Source organism: Streptomyces sp. NPDC059443 (assembly GCF_042750105.1).
Classification (GTDB): domain Bacteria; phylum Actinomycetota; class Actinomycetes; order Streptomycetales; family Streptomycetaceae; genus Streptomyces.
Genome location: NZ_JBHYVM010000032.1, coordinates 19,432 through 36,810, shown reverse-complemented (window position 1 = coordinate 36,810; position 17,379 = coordinate 19,432). Strand labels below are relative to the sequence as shown.

Sequence of the window (17,379 nt, the reverse complement as noted above, 5' to 3'; positions counted from 1 at the left end):
GTCATCGACGGGCGGTTAGGGTTGCGCCGTGGGGCTTGAGCTGCGGGAACGGTGGGACGGATAGCCGTTGCGGGCGAGATGGCGGACCTTCGGGCCACGGCCGTGAGGGTAGATGAAAGGGTTCTGATGCCGGAGAAGTCCTCTCCGCTGTGGTGGCTGTTCGCCACGATCAGTGTGGCTTCGTATCTCGCCGCGATGTTCCCCGGGATGGTGAACCGGCGGCAGAAGATCTGGGTGTCATGCGGTCCGGCGGCAGGGTTCCTGGTGATCACGGCTGCCAGCGCCAACCACGACTGGTCTCTGAACGAGATGCTTCCCGCCTACTGTGGGGTAATCCTGGGCATCGCCCTGGGGGTCGTGGGCCACTGGAAGGCGATGCGCGACTTCATGACGTGGCGTGCGGAGAACCCGGGTAAGCCTGATGACGAGGGGCCGGGTGTTCCCTGGATGCTGCAGATGGCGTTCACTCTTCCGATCTTCCTCGGTGGCGCGATCTGGTACATGAACGCCTACTGACCGCAGCGGTTGAGCGACCACTGCCGTCCCTCCGCATCACACCCCCCGACCCCCCACCCCCCTACCCCGCCTGCAACGCCAACGTCGGCGACAGCCTGGCCGCGCGGACCGCCGGATAAAGGCCTGCCACCGTGCCGATGGCCAGGGTGGCGGCGAAGCCGCCCGTTACGGCCCAGAGGGGGACCACCCAGGGGAGGTCGCCGGCTTGGGCGTAGACCGCCGTGGCCGCGCCGCCCAGTGCGATTCCGGCCAGGCCGCCGAGGCCGGACAGGAGGAGGGACTCCGTGACGAACTGGATGCGGATCTGACCCTTGGTCGCGCCGAGGGAACGGCGCAGGCCGATCTCGTGGCGGCGTTCCAGGACCGAGATGATCATCGTGTTGGCCACTCCGACCCCGCCCACCAGGAGCGCGATGCCGCCCAGGCCGAGCAGGAGGGTGCTGAAGGCGCCCTCCGTGGCGGCCTTGGCCTGGAGCGCCGCCGACGGGTCCGTCACCGAGACCGTGCTCGGGGTCTGGGGGTTGGCCGTCTGGGCGATGAGGCTGCGGACCGCCTGCACGCGGTCGTCGGCCGAACGCTCGTAGACGGACGTGGGGTGCCCGTCGAAGCCCAGGAGGTTCTGCGCGGCCTCCCATCCGATCAGCGCCGAGCGCTCGATCTCCGGGGCCAGTGGGATCGGGTCCAGGATGCCGATGACCGTGAAGTACTGCCCGCCGATGAAGACCTGTCCGCCCGGCTCCGTGATGCCGAGCCGTTCGGCGGAGACGTGCCCGAGGACCACGGACGGGTAGCGGCCCGTCGCGTCGTTGAGCCAGGTTCCGCTGCGCATCTGTGCGCGCAGGGTCTTCAGCAGCTCGCCCCGGGCGGCCTTGAGGGCGATGCCGCTGGTCTCCGCTTTGGGGATCTTCTCGGAGCGGCGCACCGACTCCTTCACGTCCCCCGTCGCGCCGACCGATTCGACTCCGTCGATCCGGCCGATCATGCCCGGGGCGTCCTTAGGCAGCTTGGTGTCCTGCCCCGAGAACATGGACTGGCCCGGCGTCGCGACCAGCATGTTCGTGCCGAGCTTGTCGAGTTCCTGGAGCAGCTTGGCCTGGCTGGACGAGGAGATCCCGACCACCGCGATCATCGTCGCGATGCCGATCGCGATCCCGAGCGCCGACAGGAACACCCGCATGGGGCGCGAGCGCAACCCGGCCGAGCCCACGTGGAACACGTCCCGGGGGGTGAGCCGGGGCGGGGCCGGCTTGCCGGCGGCGCGCAGCTTCGTACGCGTACGAGTACGAGAGCCCATCAGACCGCCCCCGCCGTGTTCCCGGCTGTGTAACCGGGGGTGTTCCCCGCCGGGTTCCACACGTCCGCCACGATCTCGCCGTCGCGGATGCGGACCTGGCGGGGCAGGGCGGCCGCGATCTCGGTGTCGTGGGTGATCACGGCGATGGTGGCCCCGTCCTGGTTGAGCTCGTGCAGCAGTTCCATCACCGACGCGCCGGACGCCGTGTCCAGCGCGCCCGTGGGCTCGTCGGCGAGCAGCAGGTCCGGTTCGCCCGCGACCGCGCGGGCGATCGCCACGCGCTGCTTCTGCCCGCCGGACAGCTCGTGCGGACGGTGCTCCGTGCGGTCGCCGAGGCCGACCCGTTCCAGGGCCCGCTCCGCCCGGCGGCCGCGCTCGGCGCGGGAGAGGCCGGAGTAGAGCAGGCCCTCGGCGACGTTCGCCCGGGCGCTGATGCCCGGTACGAGGTGGAAGGACTGGAAGACGAAGCCGACGTGGCGGGAGCGCAGGGCCGACAGGGCGCGGTCGGAGAGGCTCGCGATGTCGTACCCGGCGATGGCCACGCGGCCGGCGGTCGGGCGGTCCAGGGTTCCGACGATGTGCAGCAGGGTGGACTTTCCCGAGCCCGACGGGCCGACGATGGCCAGGAGTTCGCCGTTCATGACGGTGAGGTCCACGCCGCGCAGGGCCGCGACTCCGCCGGGGTACTCCTTGGTGACGCCGGTCAACTCGACCACCGGGTGGGCGTGCCGGGCGTCCGGGGGCTCGTGGAGTCCCTGCCGCACCGGGAACTGCTCGGTATCGCTCATGACTTGGGGACCCCCACGTGCATGCCTTCCTTGAGGACGTCCCCCTTCACCTCGACCCGGCCGTTGCCGAACATGCCGAGCTCGACCTTCACCTCGCGCACCTTGCCGTCCTCGACGACCTGTACGCCGAACCCGCCGCCGGCCAGCGCGAGGAGCGCGTTGACCGGTACGGAGAGCACGCCCTTGCGGGTCTCGCCCGTCAGGTTCACCGAGACCGGGGACTGGTCCGGGCCCTTGGCCTCGGCGGCGTTGTCGAGGGTGACCTCGATCTCGACCTTCGGCTTCTTGCCGTCGCCGCCTCCGCCCCCACCCCCGCCGCCGCCCGAGGAGGGGTCGTCCGGGTTGGCCGTACTGCCCACCGACGCGATCTTTCCCTTGGCGGCGGCGCCGCCCGGCAGGCTCACGGTCACCGGGTCACCGGTCTTGACGGTGCCCGCCTTGGCCACGTCCAGCTGGAAGCGGACCGTGCGCTCGGTGCCGGTCAGGGTCAGTACGGGCTTTCCCGCGGCCGCCTCGTCGCCGACCGCCATGTCGTTCTTCTGCACCCGCTGGGGTCCGGAGGCGAAGGCGATGTCCTCCTTGCCGATCTCGCCGGTCTCCTTCATCTTGTGGGACTTCTGCCACCGCTTGACGCCGGTGGCGGTGCCCTCGGTGAAGGTGCCGTCGGAGTCGTCCAGGCCGACGCCGAAGCCGAGGGCCTGGAGGTTGCGCTTGAGCTGCTTGACGTCCTCGCCCTTGTCCCCGGACTTCATGGTCCGGTACACGGGGGTGGTGCCGTACATCAGGCGCACCGGCTTGCCGTTGACCTCGTAGAGCTTGCCGTCGCGCTCGACGGAGGAGCCCGAGGGGGCGACCCAGGTCAGGGTCGCGGAGCCTCCGCCGGGACCCGCCCCCGCGCCCGCCGCGTTGAGCTTGCGCTCCTTCGCGTAGCCGAGGGTTCCGTCCACCCTCAGTCCGGAGCTCAGGTCGCCGCGCGTGACCGGCGCCGTCGCGTCCGGGAGGCCGCCCGGGCGCTGTGGTCCGGAGTCCTTCCCGCCGTCCGTCCCGGCCTGCGCGATGACCGCGTACCCGCCGCCGGTGACGGCGAGTACGGCGGCCAGCGAGCTCAGGAGCCATTTCCCGCGCTTGCTCACTGGCCCGCGCTGCACTTGTTCAGCTGATCCATGAACTTGTCCTTGTCGACGCCCTCGGGTATCGACGTCGCGCTGCGCATGCTCCCGTTGAATTCCGGGTCCGGGACGTCGAAACCGTGGTCGCGCATGCACTTGGCCGACTTCAGGGCCGCGTCCTTGTCCGCCTGCGAGACCTCGCCGCCGGAGCCAGGCCCCTTCATCCCGCACTTGTCCATGGCCTTCTTCAGCACCTCCTGGTCCGCGCCGGCGCCCAGGGTCATGCCGCGCGGGTCCTCGCCGGGCTTCGGGTCGGGGGCGTCCACGCCGTTGTCGCGCAGGCATTTGCGCATCTTGAGGGCGTTGTCGGCGTCCGCACCACTGTTGCCGCCGCCGCTGCCGTTGCTGCCCGCCGAGTTCGAGGAGTCCTTCTTCTCGTCCTTCTTTCCGTCCGAGCCGCCGACACCGCCCGTGCACGCGGTGACGAAGAGGGTCAGGCCGGTGAGGAGCGCGGCCGTGGTCATGGTCGTGGATCGCTTCATGCGCCAGAGCCTGCGCGAGAAGGGGATTTCGGTTCTCTAAACCTCCGCGCTTATGACGAGGAAATGTCCCTCTCCGGTAAAGAGGACGGCATGCGAGTTCTGGTGGTGGAGGACGAGGAATTCCTCCGGGAGATGATCGCCGAGGGGCTGCGCCGCGACGCGCTGGCCGTCGACGAGGCGAGCGACGGCCTGGAGGCCTTGCAGCGCCTGCGCCTGGGCGCCTACGACGTCCTCGTCCTCGACCGCGATCTGCCCGGCCTGCACGGGGACGAGGTCTGCCGCCAGGTCGTGCGCGAGCGGCTGCTGACCCGCGTCCTGATGCTGACCGCGTCCGGGTCCGTACGGGAGCGGGTGGAGGGCCTGGGCCTCGGCGCCGACGACTACCTCACCAAGCCCTTCGCCTACGACGAGCTCCTCGCCCGTGTCCTGGCGCTGGGGCGGCGCGCCCAGCCGGCCCTGCCGCCCGTCCTGGAGGGGGCCGGGGTGGCCGTGGACACGGCGCGGCGCAGCGCGACCCGGGACGGGCGGCGGCTCGCGCTCTCGCGCAAGGAGTTCGCGGTGCTGGAGGCGCTGCTGCGGGCGGAGGGCGCGGTGCTGAGCAGCGACGACCTGATCGAGCAGGTGTGGGAGGAGGACACCTCGTACAGCACCAACGCGGTGCGGGTGACGCTCAGCAAGCTGCGCGCCAAGCTGGGCGAGCCGGCGCTGATCGAGACGGTGCCGGGGGCCGGATACCGGATCGGCCGGAGCGGGAGCGGTGGTCTGCGATGAGAGCGGTGCTCCACTTCGAGAGCGGCCGGAGCTGGAGCCGGAGCGGGAGCCGGAGCGGGAGCGGTGATCTGCGATGAGAGCAGTGCTCCATTCCGAGCGCGCCCGTCTCACCGTCCTCTACGGCTCGCTGCTCCTCCTGGCCGGCGGAGGCCTCATCACCCTCATCAACATCCTCCTCCGCAGGGGCCTCTACCCCCGCATCACCGGCGCCGTCACGACCACCGTCCTCAGCCCGAACGACACCGTGGTCGAGGGCGAGAAGGTGGCCGTCCCCGCCCTGCCGGTCCCCGCCGAGAGCGGCGCCGCGACTCCCGAGCAGGTCGCCCGGTGGAAGGCCACCAGGCAGCTCTCCTCCGCCGTCCAACAGGCCACGTACCACGAACTGCTCACCGTCTCCCTCATCGCCCTCGCCGTCTTCGCCGTCCTCTCCATGTGGCTGGCCTGGTGGATGGCGGGCCGCGTCCTGCGCCCCGTCAGCGTGATCACCGAGACCGCCCGCCGCCTCTCCGGCGCCAACCTCCACGAGCGCATCGGCCTCAAGGCCCCGCCCGGCGAACTCAAGCGGCTCGCCGACACCTTCGACGGGATGCTCGACCGGATGGAGGGCCTGGTCGGGGCGCAGCGCCGGTTCGCCGCCAACGCCGCCCACGAGCTGCGCACCCCGCTCGCCGTCCAGCGGGCCGCCGCCGAGATCGGGCTGGCCGGGGACCCGCCGCCGGAGAAGGTGGCCCGGATCCGCGACAAGCTCATCGGCGTCGCGGAGTCCAGCGAGCACCTCATCGAGTCCCTGCTCCTGCTCGCCGTCTCGGAGGAGGGCCTGGAGACGGCGGAACCGGTGGACCTGGCGGAGCTGGCGGCCGCCGAGGCTTCCGCCGCCGAAGCGTCCGTGGCCGAAGCGTCCCCGCTCGAAGCGGACGGTCCCGCCCCGGCCCTCGCCCCGGCCGCCGCGCTGACTCTCGTACGGGAGCTCGCGCCGCTGACCGTCACCGGCGACCGGACCCTGCTGGGACACCTGGTGCGGAACCTGCTCGCCAATGCCGTACGTCACAACCGCGCGGGCGGCAGCCTGCTCGTGGCCACCTCCGCGGACCGGGTGCTGACGGTGTCGAACACCGGCCCGGTGATCGATCCGGGGGACGTTCCGCGGCTGCTGGAGCCGTTCCGGCGGCGGGCGGAACGGCTCCACACGGCAGGCGAGGGCGCCGGGTTGGGGCTTTCGATCGTCGCGTCGATCGCGCGGGCGCACGGCGCGGAGCTGCTGGCGGAGGCCAATCCGGGGCCGGGCGGCGGGCTGACGGTCCGGGTCCGGTTCCCCGAGGTGTTCCGGGCCGGGGAAACGCCCGGGAGTCCGGCCAGGCGATCAAAGTGAAGATCGGCTGTGTACGGTCGGGGAAATGAGCAAGCACGCCCGAGCCCGCTCCCATTCGCCCCGACAGGACGGCGAGGACCGCCAGGACCGGCCGACCCGCGCCGTCGGACGGTCGCGTCCCACCGGTACGCGTCGCGCCCCCAGGGGCTCCCGCGCCTCCGGCGGCTCCCGCGCCGCCCGCTCCCCGCGCCCCCTCGCGGCGATGGCCGCGCTCGGCCTGCTCGGCTTCGGCGCCGGCTGGGTGTACGTCGCCCACGAGCCCCCGGCCAACGCCGCTGCCCGGGTCGGCGCCGCCGACGCCCGCCCGCCGGGCGACGAACGCGCGGCGCGCGGAGCCGAGCGCGAGGGCCTCCAGGGCCTGCCCGGGATCAGCGAGCAGACCCGGGCGAAGATCCCCGCCGACGCCCGCCAGCTCATCCTCGTCACGGGCAGGGCGAAGGACTCCTCGGAATCCACCGCGGCCCTGTACACGCGTCCGGCGGCCGGGGCCGACTGGGCGAAGAGCGCGAGCTGGCCCGCGCGCAACGGGGCCAAGGGCTGGTCCACGGAGCGTACGTACGGGGACCTGACCTCCCCCGAGGGGGTGTTCGCGCTGACCGACGCGGGCGGGCTGCTGCCGAAGCCGCCGGGCACGAAGTTCCCGTACGACCAGGACGCCTCGTTCGTGGCGACGGGCCGCGGGGTGAACGGCGAGTCCCTCCGGGGTTCCTTCGACTATGTCGTCGCCGTCGACTTCAACCGCAAGACGGGGGTGACCCCGCTCGACCCGACGAAGCCGGAGGGCGAGGAGAAGGGCGGCAACATCTGGCTCCACGTGGACCACGACGGCCCCTCGCAGGGCTGCGTGGGCATCCCGAAGGACGCGATGAAGAAGGTCCTGGAGACCCTCGACCCGGCGGCGAAGCCGGTCATCGTCATGGGCCCGCAGGGCTTCTAACGCTGGGGTCGGTGTTCGTGGCCACTGGGCCCGCCCGGCCCGCCGGGTCGCGGCCCAGCAGGGCGACGTACGCGACGTCGAAGACGGCGCACAGCATGCCCAGGCCGAAGATGAACGGCGCGGCCTCCAGGACCCCGAAGAGGACGGTCGGCGCGAGCGTGCCGAGCCACTTGGCGACGGCGATGACCAGGGACTGTCCGCGCCGGCCGCGCCGGCCCGCGTAGAAGGCGATGAACAGCCCGGACATCAGCAGGTTCTGCAGGAACGCCGAGTAGCGGGACGCTCCGTGCGAGCCGAAGTGGGCGAGGAACAGCCACTGCACGGCGAACGCGCTCGCGAAGACGAGCAGGCTCCAGGCGGCGAACAGCGGCCGGGTCACGAAGCCGGGCAGCTCGGCGCGCCCGTAGCGCAGGTATGTGTAGACGATGACGAGGTCGGCGAGGGCCCACACCACGTTGACGACGCCCTGCGCCGTGACCGCGCCGCCGTCGAACTCGCGGACGGCGTAGGTCGACTCCCACGCGAAGTTCAGCGCGAGCGCCGCGACCGGCATCGCGTACGTCCGGTCCCGCAGCCCCACCCGGATCGCCTCGACGTACACGACGGTCCACGCCACCCCGCTGACCAGGGTCAAGAAGAGATCCACGCCCGGCACCCTAGGCCCTCGCGGCGTGCCTCCACCAGCCTGCGCGCGCCGAAGCTCCCGCCGTCAGATCCGGACGACCCGGACCCGGTTCCCGCACAGTGCGGACACGTCCTCGGGGTCCGACGTCAGCAAGGTGACGGGTGCGGGCTGGTCGAGGGCGGTCGCCGCCACGATGGCGTCCAGCGCGTACTTGTGCCCGGGAAGTCCGGCAGCGGCGAGCAACTTGCTCGCGTGTCGGGCGATGGCCTCGCTCGGCGGGAGTACGTTCACACGGGAGACCGCGTAGTCGAACCGGGCCTGCTCCACCCGGGGGTCACGCGCCTCGACCAGGGTCACCGAGCTGATCATCACCCGGATGTCCTCGCTCTCGGCGGCGGTCAGCCACTCAAGCATGCCCTGGTCCTGGCGCACGAGCCGGGATAGTCCCTCGCAGCCGAGAACCAGGGTCCCACTCATGCGGCGTCCGACGAGGCTGCCGTCTCGCCGCGCAAGATCGCTCGCTTCGCCTCGACGGCTGCCGGGTCGGCGGGCCCGTTCGCGGACTCGGAGTCCTCGATCAGCTCGCGGAGCCGGTCACGCTCCAGCTGCCGCTGAACAAGCGATTCGATGTACGCGGACATGCCGCGCCTTCCGGTGCGCGCTTTGAGCGCGGCGATCGTTCCCTCGTGGAGCGAGACGGACACGGGCCGGGTCGGGCCCTCGCCGGGTGCGGGCTGGTCGGTCATGGAGTCATCGTAACAAAACTAATGTTATTCGCCGCCTCCGATCCGCGGCTCGACGGTCCGGGCTCCGCCCCACCCCTTGCCTGACGACCCGTCAGCTACGACGATGGCCCCCGGCACCGGTATGACGAATCGGCAGACGAGGACGAGGCGGGTACGGCCCATGGCGCGCGTGTTTCCGGAGGGACGGCTGGTCTACGGGATGCAGCTCCCGATCCAGTCGCAGAGCACCATCTACGCCGAGCCCTGGGAGGCGACCGCCGGGGCGGCCGATCTCGCGGCGGTCGCGCGGGCGGCCGACCGGGCCGGCTTCGGCTACGTCGCCACCTGCGACCACGTCGCGATCCCGCGGCGCATGGCCGGCCCCATGAGCACCATCTGGTACGACCCGGTGGCCACGCTCTCCTTCCTGGCCGGGATCACCGAGAACGTGCGGCTGCTGAGCCACGTCGCGATCCTGGGCCTCCGCCACCCGCTGCTCAGCGCCAAGCAGTACGCCACCGTCGACCACCTCTCCGGCGGCCGGCTGATCCTCGGCGTCGGCGCGGGCCACGTGCAGGAGGAGTTCGAGGTCCTCGGCGTGGACTTCGCGCGCCGCGGGGCCGTGCTCGACGAGACCCTCGACGCCCTGCGCGCGGCCCTCGGGCCGGAGGAGTACCCGCAGTTCGAGGGCGAGCTGTTCTCCTTCAAGGACCTCGGCCAGCTGCCCCGCCCCGCCCAGGCCCGGATCCCCGTCTGGGTCGGCGGCTCCTCGCCCGCCGCCGTCCGCCGGGCCGCGCAGCGCGGCGACGGCTGGCTCCCGCAGGGGGACCCGCGGGACAAGCTCCCGGCGCAGATCGCCCGCATCAAGGAGCTCCGCGCCGAGGCCGGGGTCTCCGACCCCATCGAGTTCGGCGCGATCACCGAGGCGCTCTACGTCGGCGAGCCCGGCTGGGACATCGGCCGCCGGACCCTCACCGGCAAGGCGGAGGCGCTCGCCGAGTCGCTGCGCGAGTACAAGGCGCTCGGCATCGACCAGATCCAGGTGCGCTTCCGCAACCGCGACCGGGCCGAACTCATCGACCAGATCACCGCTTTCGGGTCCGAAGTGGCCCCCCTCCTCAACGACTAGGAGCTACGAGTATGGGCAAGCCGGGCAAGCTGGACGGGCGCGTCGTCATCATCACCGGTGCGGCGCGCGGCCAGGGCGAGCAGGAGGCCCGTCTCTTCGCCGCCGAGGGCGCCAAGGTGCTCCTCGGCGACGTGCTGGACGAGCAGGGCACGGCGGTCGCCAAGGACATCGGCGAGGACCGGGCCCGGTACGTCCGGATGGACGTGAGCCGGGAAGAGGACTGGGCGGCCGCGATAGCCGCGGCGAAGGAGGCCTTCGGCCCGGTCGACGGCCTGGTCAACAACGCGGGCATCCTGCGCTTCAACGAGCTGACCGCGACCCCGCTGGAGGAGTTCCAGCACGTGGTCCAGGTCAACCAGGTCGGCGCCTTCCTCGGCATCAAGTCGGTGGCCCCCGAGATCGAGGCGGCCGGCGGCGGCACCATCGTCAACACCTCCTCGTACACGGGCCTGACGGGCATGGCGTACGTGGGCACGTACGCGGCGACCAAGGCGGCGATCCTGGGCCTGACCCGGGTGGCGGCGCTGGAGCTGGCGGCGAAGAACATCCGGGTCAACGCGATGTGCCCGGGGGCCGTGGACACCGCGATGGCCACTCCCGGGAACACGAATCCGGCGGACCTGCCCCAGGAGGCCCGGGACGCCATGGCGGAGCTCTACAAGCGCGTCGTGCCGATGGGCCGGGTGGGGCAGCCGGAGGAGATCGCGAAGCTGGCGCTGTTCCTGACCAGCGAGGACTCCTCGTACATCACCGGTCAGCCCTTCGTGATCGACGGCGGCTGGATGGCCGGCGTCAGCATCCTCTAGCCGGCCTCCGCCATATCTGATGGAGCGTCAGGTATTGACGCTCCCGCCCCCGCGATGGAACAGTCGTGACATCGAATCTGACGCAACGTCAGAAACAGAAGGACGGTGAATCCCCTTGGAATTCGGGCTCTTTGTGCAGGGATACGTGCCTGAGGCGCGGTCCAAGGTCGACCCCGAGGCAGAGCACAAGGCGCTGATCGAGGAGACCGAGTACGTCATTCAGGCGGACAAGTCCAACTTCAAGTACGCCTGGGCCTCCGAGCACCACTTCCTGGAGGAGTACTCGCACCTTTCGGCGAACGAGGTGTTCCTCGGGTACCTCGCTCACGCCACCGAGCGCATCCACCTCGGCTCCGGCATCTTCAACCCCCTCGCCCCGGTCAACCACCCGGTCAAGGTGGCCGAGAAGGTCGCCATGCTCGACCACCTCTCCAAGGGGCGCTTCGAGTTCGGCACCGGCCGCGGCGCCGGCAGCCACGAGATCCTCGGCTTCCTTCCCGGCATCGAGGACATGAACGGCACCAAGGAGATCTGGGAAGAGACCATCGCCGAGTTCCCCAAGATGTTCCTCCAGGAGGAGTACGAGGGGTTCCAGGGCAAGCACTGGTCGCTCCCGCCGCGGAAGATCTTCCCCAAGCCGTACGGCAAGGCCCACCCGGCCATGTGGTACGCCGCCGGCTCCCCGGCCTCGTACGCCATGGCGGCCAAGAAGGGCCTGGGCGTCCTCGGCTTCAGCGTCCAGAAGGTCTCCGACATGGCCTGGGTGCTGGACCAGTACAAGACCGCGATCCAGGAGGCGAAGGCCATCGGCGCCTTCGTCAACGACAACGTCATGGTCACCTCGACCGCGATCTGCGCCGAGACCCACGACAAGGCCGTCGAGATCGCCGTCAACGCCAACATGAACCGCTTCCAGTCGCTGGTCTTCCGCTACCACGACACCTTCCCGCGGCCCGAGATCATCCCCGAGTGGCCCGAGATCCTCCCCGAGTACAACGCGGAGATCGTCGAGCTCCTGATCGAGGAAGAGCTCCTCATCTGCGGCGACCCCTCCGAGGTCCGCCAGCAGTGCAAGCGCTGGGAGGAGGCCGGCGCCGACCAGCTCTCCTTCGGCCTGCCGACCGGGGTCTCGTACGAGGACACGATGACCACCATCAAGCTCATCGGCGAACATGTGATCCCTCACATCGACACGGACCCGGTGCACCGCACGACGCGTTTCCGTGAGGCCTCGGGCTCCTGAGGAACGGGGGCGGCACCTTCCCGGACCGCCGCCCCGAACCGGCCCCGGCCGGAGGTCGAACGGAGGGCCGCGGCCGGCCCTAAGACCCCCGACTGGGGCCCTCCGCGGTCCCCCGCGGCGCCGTTGCCGGGGACCAGCCCCCGGACCCCCGCGCCTCAAACGCCGGCGAGGCTGGATTTGGCCGGCGTCAGCCCTCCGGGCTCGCGCACGGGCCAGGGCACACGCGCAAGGCACGCGGACGGCTGACGCCAGCCAAAACCCAGCCCCTCCGGCGTTTGAGGAGCGGGGTCTGGGGCGGAGCCCCAGGACGCGGACCGCGAGACGAATCACCGGCAGAAGGGACGTCATGCTCGACCACCTGATCAAGGGCGCCACCGTCGTGGACGGCACCGGCGCCCCGGCCCGCGTGGCCGACGTCGGGACACGCGACGGCCGCATCGCCGTCATCGCCGAGCCCGGCACCGTGACCGAACCCGCGGCGACCAGCGAGGACGCCACCGGCCTCGTACTGACCCCCGGGTTCATCGACCCCCACACCCACTACGACGCCCAACTGTTCTGGGACCCGTACGCGACCCCCTCCATGAACCACGGCGTGACCACGGTCGCGGGCGGCAACTGCGGTTTCACCCTGGCCCCCCTCAACCCGGCCCGCCCCGAGGACGCCGACTACACCCGCCGCATGATGAGCAAGGTCGAGGGCATGGCCCTCAAGGCGCTGGAGGAAGGCGTCGACTGGACCTGGTCCACCTTCGGCGAGTACCTCGACGCGCTCGACGGCCGCATCGCCGTCAACGCCGGGTTCATGGTCGGCCACTGCGCCCTGCGCCGGCACGTGATGGGCGAGGACGCCGTCGGCGGCCGGCCGACCGAAGAGCAGATGCGGCAGATGCTCGACCTCTTCCACGACGCCATGAACGCCGGCGCCTGGGGCCTGTCGACCACCCAGTCCTCCACCCACTCCGACGGCGCCGGCGCCCCCGTGGCCTCCCGGCACGCCGAGCCCGCCGAGCTCCTGGCCCTCTCCAAGGCGGTCTCCGAGCACGAGGGCACCCAGCTCGAAGCCATCGTCGCGGGCTGCCTCGACCAGTTCTCCGACGAGGAGATCGACCTCTTCGTCGAGATGAGCGCGGCCGCCGGCCGGCCCCTCAACTGGAACGTGCTCACCATCGACGCCGCCGTCCCCGAACGCGTGCCGCGCCAACTCGTCCCGAGCGAGCGCGCCCGTAAGGCGGGCGGCCGCATCGTCGCGCTGACCATGCCGATCCTGACGCCCATGAACATGTCGCTGGGCACGTTCTGCGCGCTCAACCTCATCCCCGGCTGGGGCGACGTCCTCGGACTGCCCGTCCCGGAGCGGATCGCGAAGCTGCGCGACGCCGACGTACGGGCCGAGATGCTGCGCCGCGCCGACAGCAAGGAGGCCGGGGTCTTCCGGCGCCTCGCCAACTTCGGGCGCTACGTCATCGGCGACACCTACAGCGAGGCGAACGAGGGCCTGTCGGGCCGCGTGGTCAACGACATCGCGGCCGAGCGCGGCCAGGACGCCTTCCACTGCCTGGTCGAGATCTGCGCCAACGACGACCTGCGCACGGTGCTCTGGCCCATGCCCACCGACAACGACCCGGCCAGCTGGGAGCTGCGCGCCGAGACCTGGCAGCACGAGGACGTCATGCTCGGCGGCTCCGACGCGGGCGCGCACCTGGACCGCATGTGCGGGGCCCCGTACACGACCCGCTTCCTCGGGGACTGCCTGCGCGGCCGCAAGCTGGTGCCGCTGGAACAGGCGGTACGGATGCTCACGGACGACCCCGCCCAGCTGTTCGGGCTGCGCGAGCGCGGCCGGATCACCGAAGGGTTCCACGCGGACCTGGTGCTCTTCGACCCGGAGCGGATCGAGGCCGGGCCGGCGACGCTCGTGCACGACCTGCCCGGGGACAGCCCGCGGCTGGACGCGCGGGCGATCGGCATGGTGTCCGTACGCGTCAACGGCGTGGAGACCATCCGCGACGACGAGATCACGGGGGCGATCCCCGGGATCGTGCTCCGTTCGGGCCGTGACACGAGGACGGTGAGCACCCGATGACCCCGCAGGACGCTCCGCAGAAGCCCCACGCCCAGAAACTCTTCATCGGCGGCGAGTGGGTCGAGCCGGCCGGCGGGCACTACGAGGTGGTCAACCCGGCCGACGAGTCCGTCGTCGGCCTGGCCCCCGAGGCCACGCGCGGCCAGGTCGAGGACGCGGCGCGCGCCGCGGCACAGGCCTTCGAGAGCTGGTCCCGTACGAAGCCGGAGGAGCGGGCCGCGATCCTGGACCGGGCCGCCGACATCATCCAGCGGGAGTACGAGCCGTGGGCGGCCCTCGCCCAGGCCGAGACGGGCGCCCCGACCGGGATCGCCCGCGGCATGCAGGTCGGCGTCGGGGTGACCCGTTTCCGGCGGTACGCGAGGGGCGCGCTGGAGCCGGTGGAGCGCGGGCTGCCGCCCCAGGTCACCGAAGCGGGCCCGATGGGCGCGGCGAGCGTGCTGGGTGCGCTGGAGATCCGCCAGCCGGTCGGGGTCGTCACCTGCATCACCTCGTACAACAACCCGTGGGCGAACCCGGCGGGCAAGGTGGCTCCGGCGCTGGCCATGGGCAACACGGTGGTGGTCAAGCCGGCCCCGCAGGACCCGCTGTCGGTGTTCCGGATGGCCGAGGCCCTGCACGAGGCCGGGGTCCCGGCGGGCGTGGTGAACGTGGTCTCCGGCACCTCGGTGGAGGTCGGCGAGGCGGCCGTGGACTCACCCGAAGTGGACATGGTGTCCTTCACCGGCTCCACGGGCGTCGGGCAGCGCATCGCCGAGGTCTGCGGTCGGACGATGAAACGGCAGCTGATGGAGCTCGGCGGCAAGGGCGCGGCGATCGTCCTCGCGGACGCCGACCTGGACGCGGCGGTGATGGGGATCGGCACCACCTTCTCCTTCTACTCCGGGCAGATCTGCACGGCTCCGACCCGGGTGATCGTGCACCGTTCGGTGTACGAGCAGCTGGTGGAGAAGCTGACGGGCTACCTGGCCTTCATGAAGGTCGGCGACCCGGCGGTGCGGGGCACGGTGGTCGGGCCCGTCATCTCGGCGGCGCACCGGGACCGCGTGGAGTCGTACATCGAGCTGGGGAAGAAGGAGGGCGCGCGGATCGCCTTCGGCGGCGAGCGCCCGGTGGTGGGGGAGGGAGCCTCGGCGGGCAAGGGCTTCTACGTGGCTCCGACCCTCCTGGTCGACTGCACGAACGACATGCGGGTGGTCCGCGAGGAGATCTTCGGCCCGGTCGTCGTGGTCGTCCCCTTCGACGGGGATGAGGACGAGGCGGTGGCGCTGGCCAACGACAGCGACTTCGGGCTGCTGAGCTACGTGTGGTCCGGGGACGCGGCGCGCGCCTTCCGGGTGGCGCGGCGGCTGCGGGCGGGCGGGGTCGGCGTGAACACCATCGGCCGGAACATGGAGGCGCCGTTCGGCGGCTTCAAGCGGTCGGGGGTGGGGCGGGACGTGGGATCGTACGCCCTGCACGCCTACAGCGAAATCCAGTCGATCGTATGGACTTGACCAAATGTTGACCTGGAAAGTTTGAACCCGGGCAAAAGGGACAGTGCTGCGGTTTCCGCATGGTGAAAGAAAAGCTCCAGGCCTGTCGAAACGATGATCGACAGGCCTGTAGCCCTTTCATTGATCCCTCGTGAAGTATCTTCACATCGAGATTCAAAGGTCATCGCGGGCCGCACGAACCGGACTTAAGTCCTCCAGATGTGGAAAACGCACCGTCTAACGTCCTGACTCATGACACAGCTGGACGTTCGGCCCGAAGTCGGAGACTCGGTAAGCGGTTCGACCCCCGAGGGCGAGATCCGCGGAAAGGGCCTGGGCAAGGGCTCCGTCGGCCTGATGGGAAGCGCCGTCATCGGCATCTCCACCGTCGCTCCCGTCTACTGCCTGACCTCGACCCTCGGCTCCACCGCCGGGCAGGTCGGCGTCCAGATGCCGGCCGTCTTCCTGGCCGGCTTCCTGCCGATGCTGCTGGTCGCCTTCGCGTACCGCGAGCTCAACAAGGCCGTGCCCGACTGCGGCACCTCGTTCACCTGGACCGTGAAGGCCTTCGGCCCGCGGATCGGCTGGATGTGCGGCTGGGGCCTGGTGATCGCCACGATCATCGTGCTCTCCAACCTGGCGGGCGTGGCCACCTCCTACTTCTGGCTGCTGGCCGGCGAGATCACGTCCGATCCGTCGATCGCCGCCCTGGACGGCAACAAGCTCGTCCACATCGCCACCTGCCTGACGCTGATCGCCGCCGCGACCGCCATCAGCTACCGCGGCATGACGGCCACCAAGGGCGTCCAGTACACGCTGGTCGGCCTCCAGCTCGCCGTCCTCGCGATCTTCGTGGCCATGGCCGTCCAGAAGGCCTCCGCCGGCACCTTCGACACCGGCCTGGACTTCTCCTGGCAGTGGATGAACCCCTTCGCGGTCGGATCCATGGCGGCCTTCACCGCCGGGCTCTCGCTCTCGATCTTCATGTACTGGGGCTGGGACACCTGCCTGACCGCCAACGAGGAGACCATCGGCTCCGCCAAGACCCCCGGCCGCGCCTCGCTCATCGCGATGGTCGTCCTGGTCGGCTCGTACCTGGCCACCGGCATCGCCGCCCAGATGGCCGTCGGCTCCGGTACGGCCGGCCTCGGCCTCGGCAACCCGGAGACCTCCGGCAACGTCTTCGCCGCACTCGCCGGCCCGGTGATGGGCCCGATGCTCGGCATCCTGCTCTTCGTCGCCGTCCTCGCCTCGGCCACGGCCTCCCTCCAGACCACCTTCATCCCGGTGGCCCGCACGGTCCTGGCCATGTCCACCTACGAGGCCCTGCCGGCCTCGTACGCGAAGGTCCACCCGAAGTTCAAGACCCCCGGCCGGGCCACCGTCATGGCGGGCGTCGCCACCGGCGGCTTCTACACCGTGATGACCCTGGTCAGCGAGAACGTCCTGACCGACACGATCTTCGCGCTCGGCCTGATGATCTGCTTCTACTACTCGCTGACGGCCTTCGCCTGCGCCTGGTTCTTCCGCGGCGACCTGCGCAAGTCCACCCGCGACCTGTTCTTCAAGGGCGTCTTCCCCGTCCTGGGCGGCCTGCTCCTGGCCTCGGTCTTCTTCAAGACCCTCCACGACGCCTGGGACCCCGCCTACGGGTCCGGCTCCACCATCCCCGGCCTCGGCGTCGGCAGCGTCTTCGTCATCGGCGTCGGCCTCCTCGCCCTCGGCGTGGTCGTCATGTTCGTCACCGAACGCCGCAGCCCGGCCTTCTTCCGCGGCGAGACCCTGACGAAGTCCACCCCGGCCCTGGTGGTCGAGGACTGACCCCACCCGGGCTCCACGCCCCCTGCCGTGTCATCCCCGCGGGGGGGGGGCGGGCGCCCCCCCCCGCGCGGGGGGGGGGGGCGGGGGGGGGGGGGGGGGGGGGGGGGGCGGTGGGTGTGAGACTAGGGGCGGGTGTGGGTGAG

General features: G+C 71.1%; 17 protein-coding genes. 10 read left to right on the top strand and 7 right to left on the bottom strand.

The window, feature by feature from the left end; genetic code table 11:
* Window positions 1-126 precede the first annotated feature (126 nt).
* A complete protein-coding gene (locus ACFXDJ_RS27115; RefSeq protein WP_384658769.1) occupies window positions 127-516 on the top strand; it encodes a hypothetical protein in 390 nt (129 codons plus the stop codon).
* A 61-nt stretch (window positions 517-577) separates the two neighbouring features.
* On the opposite strand, the gene ACFXDJ_RS27110 is transcribed toward ACFXDJ_RS27115, so the two are convergent.
* The 4 genes from ACFXDJ_RS27110 to ACFXDJ_RS27095 all read right to left on the bottom strand — a co-directional run bounded on the left by ACFXDJ_RS27110 (window position 578) and on the right by ACFXDJ_RS27095 (window position 4,249).
* A complete protein-coding gene (locus tag ACFXDJ_RS27110; RefSeq protein WP_384658772.1) occupies window positions 578-1,810 on the bottom strand; it encodes an ABC transporter permease in 1,233 nt (410 codons plus the stop codon).
* A complete protein-coding gene (locus ACFXDJ_RS27105; protein WP_384658785.1) occupies window positions 1,810-2,526 on the bottom strand; it encodes an ABC transporter ATP-binding protein in 717 nt (238 codons plus the stop codon). The genes ACFXDJ_RS27110 and ACFXDJ_RS27105 overlap by 1 nt, the downstream gene beginning before the upstream one ends.
* A gap of 68 nt (window positions 2,527-2,594) precedes the next feature.
* Window positions 2,595-3,731: a peptidoglycan-binding protein gene (locus ACFXDJ_RS27100; protein ID WP_384658774.1), complete on the bottom strand. Its 1,137-nt coding sequence runs from the start codon at window positions 3,729-3,731 to the stop codon at window positions 2,595-2,597.
* Entirely contained in the window at window positions 3,728-4,249 is a 522-nt protein-coding gene (locus tag ACFXDJ_RS27095) for a hypothetical protein (RefSeq protein ID WP_384658777.1), read from the bottom strand. Before ACFXDJ_RS27095 ends, ACFXDJ_RS27100 begins: the two co-directional genes overlap by 4 nt.
* A 90-nt stretch (window positions 4,250-4,339) precedes the next feature.
* Here ACFXDJ_RS27095 and ACFXDJ_RS27090 point away from each other — a divergent pair, with 90 nt between their 5' ends.
* From ACFXDJ_RS27090 to ACFXDJ_RS27080, 3 genes are all read left to right on the top strand, one after another.
* Complete coding sequence (locus ACFXDJ_RS27090) at window positions 4,340-5,020, top strand: response regulator transcription factor (RefSeq protein ID WP_384658780.1); 681 nt, start codon at window positions 4,340-4,342, stop codon at window positions 5,018-5,020.
* Window positions 5,021-5,093: 73 nt separating this feature from the next.
* Entirely contained in the window at window positions 5,094-6,389 is a 1,296-nt protein-coding gene (locus ACFXDJ_RS27085) for a sensor histidine kinase (RefSeq protein ID WP_384850564.1), read from the top strand.
* A 25-nt stretch (window positions 6,390-6,414) separates the two neighbouring features.
* Entirely contained in the window at window positions 6,415-7,326 is a 912-nt protein-coding gene (locus ACFXDJ_RS27080; RefSeq protein WP_384663308.1) for a hypothetical protein, read from the top strand.
* Here the strand turns inward: ACFXDJ_RS27080 and ACFXDJ_RS27075 are convergent.
* From ACFXDJ_RS27075 to ACFXDJ_RS27065, 3 genes are all read right to left on the bottom strand, one after another.
* Entirely contained in the window at window positions 7,304-7,972 is a 669-nt protein-coding gene (locus ACFXDJ_RS27075) for a hypothetical protein (RefSeq protein WP_384663309.1), read from the bottom strand. The genes ACFXDJ_RS27080 and ACFXDJ_RS27075 overlap by 23 nt on opposite strands.
* A gap of 63 nt (window positions 7,973-8,035) precedes the next feature.
* On the bottom strand, window positions 8,036-8,428 hold the full coding sequence (locus ACFXDJ_RS27070) for a type II toxin-antitoxin system VapC family toxin (RefSeq protein WP_384663311.1): 393 nt from the start codon (window positions 8,426-8,428) through the stop codon (window positions 8,036-8,038).
* Window positions 8,425-8,697 carry a hypothetical protein gene (locus ACFXDJ_RS27065; protein WP_384663312.1) on the bottom strand — a complete coding sequence of 91 codons (273 nt, stop codon included), beginning with the start codon at window positions 8,695-8,697 and terminating at the stop codon, window positions 8,425-8,427. The genes ACFXDJ_RS27070 and ACFXDJ_RS27065 overlap by 4 nt, the downstream gene beginning before the upstream one ends.
* A gap of 160 nt (window positions 8,698-8,857) precedes the next feature.
* Here ACFXDJ_RS27065 and ACFXDJ_RS27060 point away from each other — a divergent pair, with 160 nt between their 5' ends.
* From ACFXDJ_RS27060 to ACFXDJ_RS27035, 6 genes are all read left to right on the top strand, one after another.
* The gene (locus ACFXDJ_RS27060) at window positions 8,858-9,805 is read left to right on the top strand and encodes an LLM class F420-dependent oxidoreductase (protein ID WP_384663314.1); all 948 of its coding nucleotides are present in this window, start codon (window positions 8,858-8,860) and stop codon (window positions 9,803-9,805) included.
* A gap of 11 nt (window positions 9,806-9,816) precedes the next feature.
* Window positions 9,817-10,611 carry an SDR family NAD(P)-dependent oxidoreductase gene (locus ACFXDJ_RS27055; protein WP_384663315.1) on the top strand — a complete coding sequence of 265 codons (795 nt, stop codon included), beginning with the start codon at window positions 9,817-9,819 and terminating at the stop codon, window positions 10,609-10,611.
* Between the two features lie 115 nt (window positions 10,612-10,726).
* Window positions 10,727-11,854: an LLM class flavin-dependent oxidoreductase gene (locus ACFXDJ_RS27050; protein WP_384850561.1), complete on the top strand. Its 1,128-nt coding sequence runs from the start codon at window positions 10,727-10,729 to the stop codon at window positions 11,852-11,854.
* A 346-nt stretch (window positions 11,855-12,200) separates the two neighbouring features.
* Window positions 12,201-13,940, top strand: a complete 1,740-nt coding sequence (locus tag ACFXDJ_RS27045; protein WP_384850559.1) for an amidohydrolase family protein — start codon at window positions 12,201-12,203, stop codon at window positions 13,938-13,940.
* The gene (locus ACFXDJ_RS27040; RefSeq protein ID WP_384850556.1) at window positions 13,937-15,436 is read left to right on the top strand and encodes an aldehyde dehydrogenase family protein; all 1,500 of its coding nucleotides are present in this window, start codon (window positions 13,937-13,939) and stop codon (window positions 15,434-15,436) included. Before ACFXDJ_RS27045 ends, ACFXDJ_RS27040 begins: the two co-directional genes overlap by 4 nt.
* A gap of 231 nt (window positions 15,437-15,667) precedes the next feature.
* Window positions 15,668-17,236, top strand: coding sequence for an APC family permease (locus tag ACFXDJ_RS27035; RefSeq protein WP_384850553.1), 1,569 nt, complete (start codon window positions 15,668-15,670; stop codon window positions 17,234-17,236).
* Window positions 17,237-17,379: the final 143 nt, after the last annotated feature.

Excerpts from the sequence above, each read along its gene's own strand:
- ACFXDJ_RS27115 (WP_384658769.1), top strand. The coding sequence starts at position 127 with ATGCCGGAGAAGTCCTCTCCGCTGTGGTGGCTGTTCGCCACGATCAGT.
- ACFXDJ_RS27045 (WP_384850559.1), top strand. The coding sequence starts at position 12,201 with ATGCTCGACCACCTGATCAAGGGCGCCACCGTCGTGGACGGCACCGGC.
- ACFXDJ_RS27035 (WP_384850553.1), top strand. The coding sequence starts at position 15,668 with ATGACACAGCTGGACGTTCGGCCCGAAGTCGGAGACTCGGTAAGCGGT.
- ACFXDJ_RS27065 (WP_384663312.1), bottom strand. The coding sequence starts at position 8,697 with ATGACCGACCAGCCCGCACCCGGCGAGGGCCCGACCCGGCCCGTGTCC.
- ACFXDJ_RS27060 (WP_384663314.1), top strand. The coding sequence starts at position 8,858 with ATGGCGCGCGTGTTTCCGGAGGGACGGCTGGTCTACGGGATGCAGCTC.
- ACFXDJ_RS27080 (WP_384663308.1), top strand. The coding sequence starts at position 6,415 with ATGAGCAAGCACGCCCGAGCCCGCTCCCATTCGCCCCGACAGGACGGC.
- ACFXDJ_RS27090 (WP_384658780.1), top strand. The coding sequence starts at position 4,340 with ATGCGAGTTCTGGTGGTGGAGGACGAGGAATTCCTCCGGGAGATGATC.
- ACFXDJ_RS27085 (WP_384850564.1), top strand. The coding sequence starts at position 5,094 with ATGAGAGCAGTGCTCCATTCCGAGCGCGCCCGTCTCACCGTCCTCTAC.
- ACFXDJ_RS27055 (WP_384663315.1), top strand. The coding sequence starts at position 9,817 with ATGGGCAAGCCGGGCAAGCTGGACGGGCGCGTCGTCATCATCACCGGT.
- ACFXDJ_RS27110 (WP_384658772.1), bottom strand. The coding sequence starts at position 1,810 with ATGGGCTCTCGTACTCGTACGCGTACGAAGCTGCGCGCCGCCGGCAAG.
- ACFXDJ_RS27040 (WP_384850556.1), top strand. The coding sequence starts at position 13,937 with ATGACCCCGCAGGACGCTCCGCAGAAGCCCCACGCCCAGAAACTCTTC.
- ACFXDJ_RS27095 (WP_384658777.1), bottom strand. The coding sequence starts at position 4,249 with ATGAAGCGATCCACGACCATGACCACGGCCGCGCTCCTCACCGGCCTG.
- ACFXDJ_RS27070 (WP_384663311.1), bottom strand. The coding sequence starts at position 8,428 with ATGAGTGGGACCCTGGTTCTCGGCTGCGAGGGACTATCCCGGCTCGTG.